At 59.6% G+C, this 17,300-nt stretch carries 12 protein-coding genes and 1 riboswitch; of the genes, 8 read left to right on the top strand and 4 right to left on the bottom strand.

Translation table 11 applies throughout. The features are described from left to right. Positions 1–407: 407 nt before the first annotated feature. The 3 genes from AC2D80_RS00210 to AC2D80_RS00200 all read right to left on the bottom strand — a co-directional run bounded on the left by AC2D80_RS00210 (position 408) and on the right by AC2D80_RS00200 (position 5,312). Positions 408–1,292 (bottom strand): GIY-YIG nuclease family protein, encoded by an 885-nt coding sequence (locus AC2D80_RS00210; protein WP_484630968.1) that lies wholly within the window; start codon positions 1,290–1,292, stop codon positions 408–410. Between the two features lie 442 nt (positions 1,293–1,734). Next, complete coding sequence (locus AC2D80_RS00205; RefSeq protein WP_484630967.1) at positions 1,735–3,495, bottom strand: UvrD-helicase domain-containing protein; 1,761 nt, start codon at positions 3,493–3,495, stop codon at positions 1,735–1,737. Further along, entirely contained in the window at positions 3,492–5,312 is a 1,821-nt protein-coding gene (locus AC2D80_RS00200; RefSeq protein ID WP_484630966.1) for an ATP-dependent nuclease, read from the bottom strand. Before AC2D80_RS00200 ends, AC2D80_RS00205 begins: the two co-directional genes overlap by 4 nt. A gap of 86 nt (positions 5,313–5,398) precedes the next feature. Here AC2D80_RS00200 and AC2D80_RS00195 point away from each other — a divergent pair, with 86 nt between their 5' ends. Then, positions 5,399–5,836 (top strand): HupE/UreJ family protein, encoded by a 438-nt coding sequence (locus AC2D80_RS00195; protein WP_484630965.1) that lies wholly within the window; start codon positions 5,399–5,401, stop codon positions 5,834–5,836. 17 nt (positions 5,837–5,853) lie between these two features. Next, positions 5,854–6,522 carry a transmembrane anchor protein gene (locus AC2D80_RS00190; RefSeq protein WP_484630964.1) on the top strand — a complete coding sequence of 223 codons (669 nt, stop codon included), beginning with the start codon at positions 5,854–5,856 and terminating at the stop codon, positions 6,520–6,522. A 194-nt stretch (positions 6,523–6,716) separates the two neighbouring features. On the opposite strand, the gene AC2D80_RS00185 is transcribed toward AC2D80_RS00190, so the two are convergent. Then, complete coding sequence (locus tag AC2D80_RS00185; RefSeq protein ID WP_484630963.1) at positions 6,717–7,484, bottom strand: hypothetical protein; 768 nt, start codon at positions 7,482–7,484, stop codon at positions 6,717–6,719. A 171-nt stretch (positions 7,485–7,655) separates the two neighbouring features. Continuing rightward, a riboswitch (SAM-I-IV-variant riboswitch) is annotated at positions 7,656–7,758 on the top strand. Positions 7,759–8,004: 246 nt separating this feature from the next. On the opposite strand from AC2D80_RS00185, the gene AC2D80_RS00180 reads away from it, so the two are divergent. From AC2D80_RS00180 to AC2D80_RS00155, 6 genes are all read left to right on the top strand, one after another. Then, complete coding sequence (locus AC2D80_RS00180) at positions 8,005–11,841, top strand: DUF3427 domain-containing protein (protein ID WP_484630962.1); 3,837 nt, start codon at positions 8,005–8,007, stop codon at positions 11,839–11,841. Between the two features lie 357 nt (positions 11,842–12,198). Then, entirely contained in the window at positions 12,199–12,771 is a 573-nt protein-coding gene (locus tag AC2D80_RS00175; protein ID WP_484630961.1) for a hypothetical protein, read from the top strand. A gap of 3 nt (positions 12,772–12,774) precedes the next feature. After that, entirely contained in the window at positions 12,775–13,416 is a 642-nt protein-coding gene (locus tag AC2D80_RS00170; protein ID WP_484630960.1) for a hypothetical protein, read from the top strand. Further along, complete coding sequence (locus tag AC2D80_RS00165; protein ID WP_484630959.1) at positions 13,413–13,703, top strand: nucleotidyltransferase domain-containing protein; 291 nt, start codon at positions 13,413–13,415, stop codon at positions 13,701–13,703. Before AC2D80_RS00170 ends, AC2D80_RS00165 begins: the two co-directional genes overlap by 4 nt. Before the next feature lie 335 nt (positions 13,704–14,038). After that, positions 14,039–16,492 carry an EcoAI/FtnUII family type I restriction enzme subunit R gene (gene hsdR / locus AC2D80_RS00160; protein WP_484630958.1) on the top strand — a complete coding sequence of 818 codons (2,454 nt, stop codon included), beginning with the start codon at positions 14,039–14,041 and terminating at the stop codon, positions 16,490–16,492. An 8-nt stretch (positions 16,493–16,500) separates the two neighbouring features. Beyond that, positions 16,501–17,298 (top strand): HNH endonuclease, encoded by a 798-nt coding sequence (locus AC2D80_RS00155; RefSeq protein WP_484630957.1) that lies wholly within the window; start codon positions 16,501–16,503, stop codon positions 17,296–17,298. Positions 17,299–17,300 lie beyond the last annotated feature (2 nt).

The raw sequence follows: 17,300 nt of genomic DNA, 5'->3' as shown, positions 1-17,300 counted from the left end.
TCCGATGACGACTTTGTCACCGACGGCTATTGGCCGATAGCGGGCATCCTACCCCCGCACCTTGTGTGACAGCAACCGGTCTGGAGTGCCTTCAGTGATGACCGCTACAGGCTGTCTGCAGTCACTTGGCTCAAGGTCTTCTAATGGCTGCACACAAAGAGAGCAGACATTCAACGGTTGAAGTAAGGCGGCGGTCAGGGCAATCAGCGCCTACCTTAAAGATAAAGGGAGAGAAGAAGGAAGGCGGCCGCTTGATGCGGGGGCAGTCCCGATCATGCTGCTCCGAAACTCGGTCTTCCGCGGAGACTCGGTCGTCAGATGAAGCAGTACACCGCAGGTCAACTTGACTGAGCGATGAATGCCGTTGGCTGGTCTGTTCGTCCGAATTGATTGAGACACCACAATTTTCACGTAGTCGTGACGTCGCCATCCGGAGCGGACTCCGTATCATCGTCCGAAGACTCTAACAGGAGGACCGAAGACAACTTACGCCGGTTGGCTGAAACCCACTTGTGCGGACTGCTTCCGAGGATCTTTTGAAGTGGCCCGACAAAGGGAATACGTGTGTCTTTTACCACGTTGATGACGTCCTCATTCCGAGTAACGCACCCATCCTTCTCCAGCGTGTCGAGGAATTCGTAGCCAATCTCTCCGGCACGGGGCGGTGGAAGCGTGCTTCCCGCAAGGACCAAGAGCGCATTTCCGCCCAGGCGTCCTTTTGCCTTGAAGGCAGGGGCGCCGTGGTGTAGTGGTTGCATATCAAAGAAGAAAAGCCCGAGCGGATCCGGTTCGAAGACGTCGATACCCGCCATCCGCGCCACGCTTCTTACCTCGCGCTTGAATAGGTCGAGAATGGCCGCATCACACGGCCCTAGCGGCTCTTCCCCGCCGTCCGTACCGTTCGTAACGATGTATCGATTGGCGTTCCGCACCCATGCGATGAACTGCCGCTCAAGCGCACCTGCATGCGCCGAGTTCATCCACGGCCCACTAGAGGTGAACAGTAACGCATCGGTCCAAAAATCCTTCTCGCGCTCGTGAGCGTCCCCACGCTGTTTTGCGTTCTTAGTCTTACCGACGTACAGCTTGCGGCGCTCCTCGTCACTGCGGTCGAAATAGCTGCCGTAGAGAATGTAGGTGCCGGCCGTCTCTATCGGAAGACCTTCGGCGCGCTGCCGGAGCTTGAAGTACGCATCGCGCGTCATCCTCAAGATGCGCCCGTCCCAACCGCTCGCAACGATCTCTACGACGCCTGAAAACTCGGTTTGCGAAATGTGGACGTGCTTAATCACTCTTGCCCTCCGGTTGGCAGTTTAGCGGGAGAAGGGGCGGCCGCCCGCGCAAATGTCGTGCTTTCAGGAAGGCACTTACACGGTCGACGCGTCCAGCTCGAATGTGAGATTCACGAGCCCTCCTGCTCCTGCCGCTTAGGGCGTGCAGCGACAGCTGGGGCCTCGTTCCCTTGCCCACTTGAACTGCCACTGCCTCATCGTAGGGCACCAGTTGTTAGCCCACGTCCAACGCGGATGTTGATCAACATCCGCTTTGGCCAGAACCGGTCATTGACCTTCCTCGTGCGAAGCGCTTTACCTCGCCGCCGACCACTCTCAGTCTGAATCTGTCGCCAGCCCGGTCGGCTCAAGAGGGAATGATCTTGGTCTTCGTGCAAAACTCCATCGCAAATCGTCGTGCGTCATACCGCCATGCGCCAGTCCGACAAACGAGGGGATTTCCTTAGAGTTTGTGCCCCTTGAGCAGGGGGCATTGTGGCCAAAGCGGATCGAGTAAGAGCGTGTGGACTTTTGCTCGCGTGATGCCGACTCGAAGCACACGTCGGCTTTTGGGATACGGGGCAAGGTCGCCTCGCCAAACGAAAGACGATTCGACGGCGGGACCGGTCCGACGAGCTTCGCGGACGAGGATGACTCCGTCAAACTGCTTGCCCTTGGCCTTGTGGAAGTTCATGACTTGCAAACCCATCGGCGGCTCCGCGCCGTCGAGGATTTGCTCCTGCGCGAGAGCCAAGTCGAGGGCGGAGCGGGCGTTCGTGTAGGCGCCGTCGCGAAGCCATTCATCAGACAGGGCAGCTGAGATGCGATGTCCCCGACGGAACGCGACCAAGAAGTCCAACTGCGCAGCGACCCGCATGAGTTCGTCTTGATTGGTCGCGCGCAGCATATGTTTGACCGTGAGCCAGTCCTTGGCAGGATCACCGCTGAATTCGTCGACTGCCAACCCTGAAATGAGGCCGCGCAGCGCGTTGGCGATGTTGATGTTCAGGGGCTTGCCACTCTTGATCTTGTTAGCCTGCTCCAAGAGCTTGGCGACTTCCTTCCGGCCCTGTCCCGTCGCACGCCTCGCGGCTGCGATCATTTCCATGCTGGTGGCGACATAGGCCTCCCGTTGGGCGAGATCCTTGGGTTCCAGCAGAAAGGCAGCGAAACGAGCTGACAGCAGTGCTTCGGCCTCGTCGAACAGTAGCTTGTGCCGAACCGGCTTCCCGACACTGGCCCCCAGCGCGTTGAGGGCGTTGGATATCTTCAACGCACTGCGGTTGTTTGTGACCAGTATCGCGATCGTCTCCACCTTCTTGTCGGTCTGAGCCCTAATTGATTTCAAGAGCTCCCCGAGGGCTCGGCGCAGCAGATGATTCCAGTTCGGCGGTGGCTTCTCGGGGCGGTAGGCAAGGGCGGATACGCCCTTGTAGGGCGCGCCGCGTGGCTTGGCTGTCAGGATGTCATTGCCGAACGCCAAGATTTCGGAGTCCGGGCTGCGGTGATTCTGTATCCCAAGGTCGATCTCAAGCGGCTTCAACGCCGCCCGGATGGCGATCACGCGCTCCGGGCCGACGCCTGGCAGGTAGTCAAAGATTTGCTGCTCGAGGTCTGCCAGGCACAGCACCTGCGTGTGTGGCGCGAGCATCTGGATGCAGTGCCACGCGTATTGGCCGGTGTCCTGAGCTTCGTCCACGATGATGATGGGATGCCGATGTGCGATTGACGCCAAAAGATACGAGCAGCGGGCCAACAGAGCTGTCGCATTGGGCGCGAACAGATCGAACGCGATCCGTCCCTCTTCTCGAAACAGCCGCTCACGCTCGACGAGCCACTCGGCCCAGCCATCGTCGTCGTCGCCGAGGCCGCCCGACAGGGCCTTTTCGTCGTGTGGCAACAAGATCGAGAGCCTATGCGGTGCCCCAAGCAGGTAGGCGTGGGCTTTTAGGATGTCCCAGAAGAACGAATGAAACGTCTGGATGGAGAGCTGCTCCTGTTCGGCTTTGGTGGACTCGAGCTTGGCGGCGTCCAAGATGCGCGCAACTGCCGCCCGCGAGAAACTAAGGAACAAGGCCGACTGCCCAGGAAGCATGCCGTCGCGAATCCGCTTGACCGCCTTTCGCAGCGCGAGCGTGGTCTTGCCGCTGCCGGGGCCGCCGATGACCAAGACATGGCCCTCGCAAGCCATGACGCTTTCGCGCAGCTTGCAAGGCTCGGTCATGGGGTGGCAGCAGCGGCGGCCGGTTCAGGTGGGGCTCCATCACCGTCGTTGATCGGGGGTGGAGGTGGGAACAATGCGAACACTGACGCCAGAAAGTTCGTCACCGTGGCCGGCAGCTCGTGGAGCTCGCACTCCTCAAACAGGCGCGCCGACCAGCCGGCGCCCTTGTTACCGCCGAGAGCTTCTTTGGCGATGGCTTTGACCTCGTCGTCGTTCGGGCGTGCATCGGGGATGACTACGTTGCCGTTCTCATCATTGGCTTTTAGGCCTGAAAGGAAGGACCACAGCCGATCCACGGGCACCTCTGCCACGACCAAGTCTTCGAAGCCTTTATAGGCATGCTCAACATTGATTTCGAAGTTTTCCGCCAGAGCCTGCGCCTGCTCGGCCTTGCGCTTTTTTTTGTAGTCAAAGTCGTAGAAGGCGAAGGTTCGTAGCCCCAGCGTCTTGAAGAACTTGCCGAACTTGGGCATGTTCGATTCGCCATCAGCGTCGAAGAAGGTCACGCCCGCTATGTCCAGCGGTTGCAAGTTGGGATCACTTTCTTCCATACGCCGTGCGACTACGGGCATCGCATGCAGCTCGGTAACGCCTTCGACGACGATAGCTGCTCGTCCCAGCATGCATTCAAACAGACCGGAGCGAGAGAAGCGCTTGTAGTCGTTATCTTTGAGGCCGGTCGCGTCGGAGACCTTTCTCGCCGTGACCACGCCGGCATTGCGAGCCAAAAGCAGTGTTTTAGATGGTTCGAACTTCTCGATCACGAATGGCGAGTGGGATGTCACAAAGGCTTGTGTCGTCTTAGTCAGCAAGTATTGGGCGATCCGTCGCTGGGTGTGCGGAGGCACCGCGATCTCGGGCTCCTCCATGGCGAAGATGACCGTGTCGGGCTTGAGGTCGGCGATGAAAGAGAGCAGCGCGAGCACTAGCGTGTTGATCGTGCCCGTTCCGGCGTGTGGGAATGGGACGTGTCCTTGGTCCGCCGATAGCGCCAAGAAAAACGTCATGGTCTTGCGTAGATGCTCACGCGTGAGCTCCGAGACATGCAGCTTGGTGGCGTTACCGGGCGACTCCAATGCGATGTAGCGGGCCAGCCGTCTTTCTACTGATCGCAGAACCGGAGCGATATCGGCCGCATCGGCTTCAATGTCGAGGCCGCGCAGGCGCTCAATGGTCTTCTCCCACAGGCTAGTGCGTACGCCCTTGGTCCGCAGGATGATGTCGAGAAGCGAACCACGCTCCAAGCTCAGCGCCCGCGAGCCGGTCCGAAGCGCCCGCAGGTAGAGGAAACCAAACAGCCGCTTGATCTGCTTGGGAAGCTTGGTCAGCTCCCCGGGGGGAGCGTCGGGACTATGGGAAAAGTAGGTGCGTGCCTCGAACTCGTCTTCCTCGCGGTTGTATTGGCCGATGGTCTCGATCCGAAGGCAGGGAACGGCATGGGGCGGATTGGCGGCGTCGGCCTCTCCAGGCCCGAGCAATCTCTGCTCTGCTACATGCCAAAACTCGAGGTTGCCGCCGCACTTGGCGCCGATCTCGGCTCCGAGATCGATGAGTACCGCCTCGATCCGCAGCGGATTCGGTATCCGCTCCGCGCCATCTTCTGCGGCAGGGACCAGGTATTCAGCGTTGTAGAAATCGAACTCATCGACCGGAGGGAAACGGTTTAGCCGGTCGGGGCCCAAGACCAGGTCGAGAGCTTCGCATAGCGTGCTCTTACCGACATTGTTGGAACCCACCATCAGAGTGTGCCCGTCGAACAGGAGCTCCGCCGACTTGATGCCGCGAAAGTTCGAGATGGTCAGCCGGACAACCTTCATGTCTTCTTCCGTACTGGCGTAAGCCTTAGTTTGATGGTGTGATGTTCATCATAGAGAGGCGCACATGGTTTTCTGCTCAAGCCACCTTGGAACACTCCACCACCATGGTGCTGGGGGTCTACTACAACATCGGGATCAACAGCTACCTGATCGACGCCGTCATCGGCTTCTCGGTGGTCTACAAGGCCCTGGACAACATCGGCGCTTTCCAGCGCTGGTTCGGTGTTCAGCCGAACACCAAGGTCGCGACCCTGATCTTCGGCCTGATCCACGGCTTCGGTCTGGCCACCAAGATCCAGGAGCACGAGATCTCGCGCGATGGCCTGGTGGGCAACTTGCTGGCGTTCAACGTCGGCGTGGAAATCGGGCAGCTGCTGGCTCTGTCCGTGATCCTGATCGGCATCAGCTTCTGGCGCCGCACCGCAGGCTTTGCGCGTTATGCCTACAGCGCCAACGTGGTCATGATGTCCGCAGGATTCATCCTGGTGGGCTTGCAACTGACCGGCTACATCGTCTCCCCATGAATTCGAGAGTGAACACCATGTACAACAGCGACATCCCCTCCCGCGCCGAACTGCCCTCGACCCGGCAGCTGATCCGTTCCACCGTCATCGCGGCCGTCTCTGCCGTGATCCTTCTCTTCACCGTGGTCCTCCCGTCCGAGTACGGGGTGGATCCCACCGGCATCGGTCGCGCGCTCGGGCTGACCGAGATGGGCGAGATCAAGACCCGTCTGGCCCAGGAAGCGGCCGAGGACGAAGCCGCCACCAAGGCCGCCAATGCAGCGCCGAGTGCTGCGCCGGCACAGACCGGCAACGAGGCCACCGCTCCTGCGGCTCCTGCCGTTGTGGCCACAGCAAGTCAGCCCGCCGCGCCTGCGGCCACTGCCACCGCGCAATGGCGCGATGAACTGTCCTTCACCCTCACCCCGGGTCAGGACACCGAAATCAAGATGAAGATGAAGGAAGGCGAGAAGGCCCTGTTCGCGTGGACTGTCCAGGGCGGCGTGGTGAACTTCGACACCCACGGCGATGCCCTTGGGAAATCCATCAGCTACGAAAAGGGCCGTGCGGTGGTCGCTGATGAAGGCGAACTGGTGGCGGCTTTTACCGGTAACCATGGCTGGTTCTGGCGCAACCGGGGACAAGCTGACGTTACCGTGACCCTGAAGACGGGCGGAGCCTACAGCGACATTAAGCGGGTCAAGTGAGACTTTTGGGGGCGCTCGCATCGACGCCTCCAATCATTTGGATCTATCGGAACCTCAGCCCCAATCGGGGCTGAATCGCGGTAGCAAGCGATCGGCAAACTGCCGAAATGCCTTCGAGCCACTAAGTACAACAACGTCTGCTTTCGCTGCAATGCAGACATCGCTCCTAGTCTGTACCGATAGCTTCACGGCATTCAATTCATCTCGAAGGCTCCTATAGAGCCAACCTCCTCGCGCAGGTAGGCCTTGTCCAGAGCCGGCGCTATCTGCTCTCCATACCGGAAGATCGCATCCACCAGTTTCTTCCGCTGGGGATTGATGGCCACTTGGCTCGGGTGCCACGGTGACTCGTTGAGGATGCCGATACGGGGGTTCTCTTGTCCGTAGCGGGACGGGAAGAAGAACTGCCGGACGATCAGGAAGTAACCAAAGTCGCCATAGCGGGTGTACGACAAGGTGAGCGCGTTGAAGTCGTGACGGACACCCCTCTGCGCCAGCGTGGCGAGCAGACGTTGCGTAGAGCCGTTGTTGTTTTGCAGAAACCGGTCCGGAATCAGCGTCAGACACTTCTGCTGGAACAGGCGGGTGCCGTAGTTGTTCATGGCCAGCACTGGGGAGATCTTGCAGGGTTCGTCATTCCACCGAATGTTGGGACCATCCACCTTCATGATGATCTCCAGCGCATGTTGCAGCACCGGTCCCTGATCATCCTTGCTTACTTGGATCAGTCGAACCTCGCGCAGGTCCGCCGCCTGGTTTCCGGTGGACTTGCGCAGGACGGAGTCCGTAATCTCCCAGGTACCTGCGGGCAGTGGAATCTTGGCCACTGTCGCGCCGCTGCGGACCTGAAGAATGGCCACATGCCCACTGACCACATCACCCACGTTCTGGGCGAATGATGTCGACGCAGCCACGCACCACGCGACCAGTCCAATCTGGACGGTCCACTTCCACCATGTCATGAATCTGCTCCCTCGGCTTTGGATGCCGTTGGGGCGATGCTAAGTAGGCGAGGAGCAGTTTCCCAATGAGGGTTTGCAGCGTCGTGAGATTTAGGGATATGAGCTGTGAGCTATCTTGAGCAGGCGCGACCTGCCTGTGGTCCACCGCTACGCCCTCGACCGTTATGAATTGAGAGACATCACGAGTTGGGCCGATGACGATGCCAACCTGCCAATTCGGGCAAGGTGGACGCGGATGCGAATGTGGTTCTGATGGATAACCAAGCGAAACGCAGCATCGGCCCTCGACTCGAAGAGCTTTCTATGGTCTGTCACTTATATCCATATGCCCATCCAGCGCGCCTAACCGCGACCCCAACCTCATGGCCGCAAAGCTGTCGGCAGATTGAACAAACAGCCGACTGAAGGATGGCCCGACAGTTCGGAGTGCGTCTGCAATCTCCGTTCCGATCACCGCGCGACTTCTGTCTTGCCTGGTACGCTTGATGGCAGAGTCATCCTCCATAAAGACACCCAGGGAATGGACCACACCGATCAGTACTACAAACAGTTCGCGGCCGAGTTTTTCGGCTCGACAGTCGGCGTGGACATGGCAGCGATTCACCAACGGTTCCTGGCTCGCTTAAAGCCTGGAGCCCACATCCTTGATGCTGGCTGCGGCTCGGGACGTGATGCCAAGGCATTTTCCGGGGCCGGCTTCCAGGTAACCGCTTTCGATGCATCCCCAGAGTTGGCGCGTCTAGCCAGCACCCACTGCGGGTTCAAAGTCGCAGTTCGTCGCTTCGACGATATCGACGAAGCCGAAACGTTTGATGGCATCTGGTGCTGCGCCAGTCTGCTCCACGTACCGCTGTCCGCAATACCAGCCACCCTCGACCGGCTGTGGCGCGCGCTGCGTCCCGGTGGCACGCTTTACGTCAGCTTCAAGCACGGCACCGGCGAGCGCGATCATGGCGGGCGGCGGTTCACTGATGCCGACGAGACTACCCTGCGGCAGTGGTTCAGCCGATGGCCCGATGTGCATGAGGTCGACGTGTGGCTCACCGACGACCAGCGGCCCGATCGAACCGAGCGCTGGACTAACGCTCTGGCCACCCGTAAGCCAGGGCCGAGCCAGCGGCTGGTAACGGGGGGTGCCGACCACTTCCTGCCTCACCTGTCGGAAGCGTTCACCTGGGCCACGCAGGCCGACCTGGCGGTCGCGTTCATCAAGACCACAGGCCTGAGGCTATTGCTGCCCGATCTGGAGTCAATGGTCGAGAGCGGTGCGCCGCGGCGCGTCCGTGTACTCACCAGCGACTACCTCGACATCACCGACCCCGAGGCCTTGCGCTTGTTGCTGCTGTTACAGGAGCGCGGCGCCGAGGTGCGCGTCTACACCACGCAGGAAGGCAGCTTTCACCTCAAGGCCTACATCTTCGCCAAGCTCGAAGGGCAATCGCTCACCGCAGGAACGGCGTTCATCGGCTCGAGCAACATCAGCCGACAGGCTTTGCAGGATGGGCTGGAGTGGAACTACCGCGTCGTCTACCCCGATGACTCAGGCTTTCTTGAAGCCCGGCACCGCTTCGACGAGTTGTTCGATCACCCGAAAACCGTGGCGCTCTCGGATGCCTGGATCGAGACCTACGAGCAGCGGCGGCTTCCGCCATCGAGATCGATCGCGCCCGGCAGCCATGAGCAGGAGGCACCGCCCGAACCTACGAAGATCCAGCAAGAAGCGCTGGCGGCCCTAACTGCCAGCCGCGAAGGCGGCTACCGGCGCGGCCTGGTGGTGCTGGCCACAGGCCTGGGCAAGACCTGGCTGGCAGCTTTCGATGCCGTGCGCATGGGAGCGCGGCGCATCCTGTTTGTCGCGCACCGCGAAGAGATCCTGGGCCAGGCGGCGGCCACCTTTGTCCGCATCCTGCCGAAGAAGCGAGTGGGCTACTACACGGGACGCAGCCGGGACGCCGACGTCGACGTGTTGTGTGCCTCGGTGCAGACGCTGGCCAAGGCCGAGCATCTGGAGAGGTTTGCGCCGCAGCACTTCGACTACGTCGTCATCGACGAATTCCACCACGCAGCTGCTGGCACCTACCGACGGCTGCTGGCGCACTTCGCCCCTTCGTTTCTGCTCGGGCTTACGGCTACGCCAGACCGTACCGACCAGTCCGACATCCTCTCGCTGTGCGACGACAACCTGGTCTACAGCTGCCACCTGTTCGCCGGTATCCAGGCTGGTCTGCTGGCGCCCTTCCAGTACCACGGTATCCAGGACGAGTCTGTCGATTACCGCGAAGTACCCTGGCGCAACGGGCGGTTCGACCCGGAGCAGTTGTCCAATAAGCTGGCCACGCTGGCCCGAGCGCGCCACGCCCTGCGCGAGTGGCGCAGCAAGGCCCAGCGGCGCACGCTGGCATTCTGCGTCTCGACGCGTCACGCCGACTACATGGCCGAGCAGTTCAACCGCGCCGGCGTGTCGGCGGCCGCGGTGTATGCGGGTTCCACCCTCGGCCGCGCACAGGCCTTGGAGAAGCTGCACGCCGGAACGCTGCAAGTGGTGTTCTCGGTGGACCTGTTCAACGAGGGAGTCGACCTGCCGAGTATCGACACGGTGATGATGCTGCGGCCCACCGAGTCAAAGATCCTGTTCCTGCAGCAACTGGGCCGCGGCCTGCGCCGCAGTGAAGGCAAGCAACATCTGGTGGTACTGGACTTCATAGGCAACCACCACAGCTTTCTGCAGAAGCCGCAAGCATTGTTCGGCGTGGGCTCCACCTATCAGGCTATGGCCGAGTTTGCGCGCAAGGCGGAGCGGCACGCGCTGGACTTGCCGGCAGGCTGTTACGTCAACTACGACCTGGCGATCATCGACTTCCTGAAATCGCTGGACAGCTCAGGACCGCAGAAAGACTACGAAGCCTTGCGGGACGTGCTCGGCCGGCGCCCCACGCTCAGCGAGTTTTATCGATCAGGCAGCAGCGTGCAGGCCATGCGACAACAGGCTGGACAGTGGTTTGCGCTGGTCAGGACGATGGGCGACCTCTCCGAGCTGGAATCAACGGTGGCAGATCAGTTCCAGGCGCTGCTGCGCGAAGTCGAGGTCACCGCAATAACCAAGAGCTTCAAGATGGTGCTGCTGGAGGCGCTACTCGAAGTCGATGGCCTCCGCCAGCCTGTGCCGCTAGAGGTGCTGGCGCAGCGGTCCCGCGGTGTGCTGGATCGGCGCCGGCCCTTGCTGGCCGACCTGCCAGCAGAGATAAGTGAGCTCGCCGCTGTGGACGCTGCATGGGTACGCTACTGGCGCGATAACCCAGTCAGGGCGTGGACGGGCGGAAATCGCCCTCCGGGCACAACGGCGCCCTTCAAGCTGGAAGGATCTAACTTTGCGCTGACACAAAGCGTGCCTGTAGAGCTGGCGCCCGCGCTGGCCCCGATGCTGCAGGAGCTGGTGGACTACCGCTTGGCGTCCTACGAAGTTCGGCTGGAGCCCCAGCGTGCCGCGAGCGACGTAGTGCCGTTCCCCGCCAAGCGCCGCGACACCGTGGAAGTGCCGTACTTCCCGAATCTAAAAATCGCCTGCGGCCACTTCAAGACGGGGCGCACCGACTCCGAAGAACATCGCACGCTGCCGGCAGCGTACGGCCCGCTCGACCCAAGCCGGCACTTCATTGCCCGGGCCACTGGCAACTCCATGGACGGCGGCAAGAACCCCGTGCGTGACGGTGACTACCTGCTGCTGGAGCTGATCAGTCCCACCCGAGCTGGCTGGATCACCGGGAGCGTTGTGGCTGTAGAGCGACAGGACGAATCCGGCGACAACCAGTACCTACTGCGGGTGGTGACCAAGACCAGCGAAGGTCAGTACGTCCTGAAGGCCAATAACCCAGCCTACGAGGATATGCCGGCTAACGACGAAATGCGCACTCTGGCGCGGCTACGCGGCGTTGTCGACCCACTGGACCTGGCCATCGGACAGAGCTTTCAGCGTGAGGAAATCCCCGCGCTGTTCGGCGAAGTATTCAACCCGGGTAGCTGGAACGTGGGGCATGTGACGCTGAACGACAAGAAGGCGCATGTGCTGCTGGTGACCCTGAACAAGCAGGGCAAGGCGGAGCAACATAAGTACCTGGACCACTGGATCGACGAGCATCGCTTCCACTGGCAAAGCCAGAATACGACAACGCCGGAAAGCAAAAGAGGTCGGGAGATCATCGAGCATGAGCGGCGCGGCATTGCAATTCACCTATTCATCCGGGATGGCAAGTTGGCCGGCGGAAAGGCGGCACCGTTTACCTATCAGGGGCGAGCAATTTACGAGTCGCACCAGGGCAGCGGCCCGGTGAGTGTCGTCTTTAGGGTTCCAAGCCGCTAGGCTGTACTACTGGCCTTGAGGGCTGGCGCAGCTGAATGCCACCCTGTTTTGCTATCAGGTCCCGAGCAGCCCTCCGCACGCTGGAGGTGATGGCAACGAACAAGCCCATCCCGTTAGGCTTCCGAAAACCGCTGTAGGCTGGGAGCTGCCATAGGAAAACTGGTCAGCGATCTCTTCTTCGGCTATGGGTCCGATACCAAGATTGCAGTGACACGAGATCACAGGAATACCAAGATGGCTTGCTCCAGAGGCGCTGCATCGCCTAATGCGCATACACAGCGCCGACTTTTCGCCGCATCGGCCGGCTATTGCCAAAATCCAAGTTGCTCGAACGAACTGTTCGTAGATGCATCGGGCGTGTCCATTCACATCGCAGAGATGGCGCATGTGTTTGCAGCCACCGATGGCGGGCCTCGAACGAAGTCCGATCTCAGCAAGGAAGAGCGTGGAGCATTTGAGAACCTGGTCATGCTTTGCGCAAACTGCCATACGAAGGTGGATAAGGCGCCAGACGCATACCCGGACCAGATGATGCTGGGCTGGAAACGCGAGCACGCGAACAAGCTCCAAGGGCTATTCGGTGCGGTAAAGTTTGATGATCGTAGTAGAGCTCGCGACGTAGTGGAACCGCTCTTAGAGGAAAATCAAGCTATCTTTATTCAGTATGGTCCTCACATAGATGCCGCCCACAATCCAGAAAGCGGCGCAGCAGAGCAGTGGAAGCGCAAGATGCTGACGAGCATCCTTCCCAACAACAGGCGAATCCTCGCGATCCTAGATACCAACCGCCATTTGCTTAGTGGCGATGAGAAAGCGACGTTGGAGCGGTTCCGGCAGCACATTGACGACCTAGAGGCCTTCCATATCGAAGGAAATAGAGAAGATGCTTCTCGCTTCCCCAACGAGTTGTCAAAGATTTTGAAGGATTGACGAATGAGCGGAAATGTGACCGATTGGGCAATAGGCAAGCTAATCGAACAACGATTCGAGATAATCGATCGAACGCCAGGGGGTTTCTTAGTCGTTAGGTCGGAGAGCGGATATACGTTTAATGTTGCAGTCTTGGGTGTAAAAGATGTTGTTCGGCTAGCGGACGTCGAGCCTCTCTTTCTCGGCGCCATTACGCCACAATTGGTAGTGAACATCCCTTCTAAAGCGCTTTGGAGCGGCTCGGCCATCGACCGCATCCACGCAGCATCTGCCGCGTTCGGAACGCTGGGCGATGTCTCTAGAGCAGCCTCCACAAAAGACGCGGGAACCTATCGGGACAAAAGCATGGGATTTTTCATCAACGCGATGAAACAGCACACAAACGTCGCCCGCGTCTCATACGTCTACGATAGGGTCTTCAAAGTCGATCAAAGGAGCGGCGCAGGGCTCATCGTTGGGGTTATTGACACATACAACATGAGTGCAGAGGACGTTCGCAACGCAAAGGATCAGTTTGGACATTTTGATGTCGTCGTCAAGTCATCGAGCTACGGATCTATCACCGACCAAGCTGAGGCGGCCGCCAGGTCGATTGGAGCGCAGGCTTTAACGTTTCGCCAACTAATGGGCCGGCTATCTAAGTGATTAGGCATCGCGTAATCACCCGCCTTCGCGAGCTTGCCACCTCACTTGGACCGGCGGCCGAAGGAACTCAATGGCATCTTTTCGGCTCGGTTGCTCGAAATGACCCAGATGCAGCGGATATCGACTTGATGATTCTCTGCAAAAACGACGGACAGGCCGACTCACTTAGGCGAGTCATTGATCCTGATGCTTTTGTGCTACCGCTTCATCTGGCTCTTTTGACATTCGATGAAGCAGCTGAAGTCAACGCGGTCCGTGTTCAACGCAGCCTCGTAATTTTTCCTTGAGCCACCAAGGCTAAACGGCTCGGGACGAAGGGTCTTTTTGTTGGCAGTGAAGTCCACTTTCGCTGCAGAATTGGCACTCCGGAACAGGAATCTACCTAACTCGATGGGCTGTCCCCAGCAGACTCGGCCGCTACGCGATCTCCCGGCGTGCGTAAACGCCAAGATTTAACGCCCGAACGTAAGTTATAGGGTTACCAACAAACAGTAATACGTGCCACTCGTAAAGACCAGCGCCTGAGGTACAAGCCGCGGAAACTCCTACCTCATAATCAAGCTCGTTCAAAGATTCGATCGAGTGCTGACGAGACAATCAGCAAAGTACCGACAGGAGAGGCATGAGCAAAAAAGATCTGAGCGAGAGTGACATCTGCGACAAGTTCATACGGCCAGCCATGGAGAAGTCTGGCTGGAATGGCATGGACCAGATCTATCGCGAGTTCCCACTGCGTGCAGGTCGAGTGGTAGTCCGCGGCCAGAAGGCTCAGCGCGATAAGGGTACTGTTCTGCGCGCCGACTACGCCCTGTTCTACAAGGCCAACATCCCCCTGGCCGTCGTCGAGGCCAAAGACAACAAGCACGCGATGGGGGCGGGGATGGGTCAGGCCATCCAATACGCGGAACTGCTGAACGTGCCCTTCAGCTTCGCCAGCAACGGTGACGGCTTTGTCTTCCGTGACGCGACCCTAGCTACGGGTGTGCTGGAGCAAAACCTCTCCCTGGAAGAGTTCCCCTCGCCAGCGGACCTGTGGCAGCGTTACTGCACTTGGAAAGGCTGGACACCCGAGGTCGAGCGAATTGCCGCGTTCGACTACTCGCCCAGCAAGACGCCCCGCTACTACCAGCTCAACGCCATCAACCGTACGGTGGAAGCTATCGCTGGTGGGCAGAACCGGGTAATGCTGGTCATGGCTACTGGCACCGGCAAGACCTACACCGCGTTCCAGATCATCTGGCGCCTCTGGAAGAGTGGTGCGAAGAAGCGCATCCTGTTTCTGGCAGACCGCAACATCCTGATCGACCAGACCATGGTCAACGACTTTCGTCCGTTCAAGGGCGCCATGGCCAAGCTCAGTCCCAATGCCAAGGGCGTTGAGCGAGTCGACGCGAATGGCCAGTCAAACACGGAAGAAGTCACCCTCGCCGTCAACAAGACCACCAAGCAGGTCGACAAGAGCTACGAGATCTACCTGTCGCTGTACCAAGCTGTCACCGGCACAGAAGAAGAAAGCAATATCTACAAGCAGTTCTCGCCTGACTTTTTCGACCTCATCGTGGTGGACGAATGTCACCGTGGCAGTGCCGCCGAGGACTCGGCCTGGCGAGAGATCCTGACCTACTTCAGCAGCGCAACCCAGGTGGGCTTGACGGCCACGCCCAAAGAAACCGAAGAGGTCTCCAACAGCCACTATTTCGGCGATCCCATCTACACCTACAGCCTCAAACAAGGCATTGAGGACGGCTACCTCGCGCCTTACAAGGTGATTCGCATCGACCTGGACCGCGACACCTTCGGCTGGCGCCCGACCGAAGGTATGCGAGACAACGCTGGCAACCTGATCGAGGACCGCGTTTACACCGGCACCGACATGAACCGCAAGCTCGTGCTGCAGAAGCGCGATGAGGTAGTTGCCGCCAAGGTCACCGAGTACCTCAAGGCGACCGATCGATACGCCAAAACCATCGTGTTCTGCGAAGACATCGACCACGCGGCACGCATGCGGCAGGCTTTGGCCAACGCCAATGCCGACATCTGCGCTACCAACCCCAAGTACGTCGTTCAGATCACCGGTGACAACCAGGAAGGCAAGCGCGAACTCGATAACTTCATCGACCCCGAGAAGACCTATCCGGTGATCGCCACTACCTCCAAGCTCATGAGCACCGGGGTGGATGCGCAAACCTGCAAGCTGATCGTGCTGGACCAGAACATCAAGTCGATGACGCTGTTCAAGCAGATCATCGGCCGCGGCACCCGTCTACGGGAGGACCTGGGCAAGTCGTGGTTCACCATCATGGACTTCAAGCGCGCGACGGAGAATTTCGCCGATCCTGCTTTCGACGGTGAACCGGTGCAGATCTATGTTCCCGCGGAAGGAGATGCCATTGACGCGCCCATGGAAGTTGACCCAGTCAAGCCGACTCAACCGGGCGACGATCAACCGCACCTAAGTCCCGATGCCCCGGGATCCGGCGACGGTGACAACTCAGAGCCCAAAAAGTATGTCGTGGGGGGTACGGTCCCGGTGTCTGTCGCGCGAGAGCGTGTGCAGTACCTCAACGCCGACGGCAAGCTGATCACAGAGAGTCTGCGCGACTACACCCGCATCAACCTCAAGCGCCAATACGACTCGCTCGACAAGTTTCTTCAGGCCTGGAACGACGCCGACCGCAAGGCGGCGCTGATCGATGAGCTTGAAAGGCAGGGTGTGCTCATCGAGGCCTTGGCTGATGAGGTCGGGAAAGACCTGGATCCATTCGACCTGCTGCTCCATGTGGCCTACGACCAGCCGCCACTCACGCGGCGTGAGCGTGCCAGCCGCGTGAAGAGGCGCAACGTCTTCACCCAGTACGGCCCCATGGCCAGGCAAGTCATCGAAGCCTTGCTCGACAAATACGCCGACGAAGGCATCACCACGCTAGAAGCCAGCAACGTACTGACCCTACCCCCCGTCAACCAGCTGGGCCTGCCGGCCGAGCTCGTTCGGGCGTTTGGCGGTCGGCAGCAATACCTCTCGGCCCTGCGCGCGCTGGAGCGTGAGCTTTACGTACCCCCACCGAATCATCCCTAATCAGCTCCATGATTCTTATCGAAGAGATCGACGAAACCCTACGTCGACGAGGCTACCGTGTCATCCACGAAACGAAGAAGAAGCGAGGATTCCAGAGAGCTAACGACACCCCTGTCTACCTCAACCTAACCTCGAAGAACGGCGAGACTGCGCTGATCACGCACCCAGACTCGGACATCGCCGGGTGGGAGCTAAAGTCATCTGGCCTTCGCGTGGGGGATACCTACTACCACTCCAGCAACATGCGGCACTTTCCCCAACGCATGCACCGCGGACAGAACCCGATCTGCTATGGCTGGGGCTGTACGTTTGAGTCTGTGCATGCACTTGAAGCCGCCTTGGACTTCCTAGAATGCAAGCCCGCCCTCGCCGAACCAGCGGCAGCTCCAGGCTCAATGGAAGCGCTACTCCCGCTGGAGGGGAAGGATGAAAGCGCGATTGACAAGCGCCGCGTGGGGCACGATCAGTTTCGCGATGCCCTGCTGAAGCAGTGGAAAGGCTGCGCCGTGACGGGCCTGAAAACCACCGTACTGTTGCGCGCCTCTCACATCAAGCCCTGGAAAGACGCAACCCCAGCGGAAAAAACCGACCCATACAACGGTTTGTTGCTGGCAGCACACCTCGACGCTGCGTTTGACGCAGGGCTGATCACATTCCAGGACGACGGTCGCATCACCCTATCTCCGCGTTTGTCGGTAGTGGACGCCCAGCTGCTTGGTATTCATAGCGCGCTGAAGCTGCGTAATGTGACCGGCCAACACGTTCCCTATCTTCGTTTCCACCGGCAAGAAGTGTTTGCTACCTGAAG

This window comes from Hydrogenophaga sp. T66 (assembly GCF_057219855.1).
This window is presented reverse-complemented; position numbering and strand designations above follow the sequence as displayed.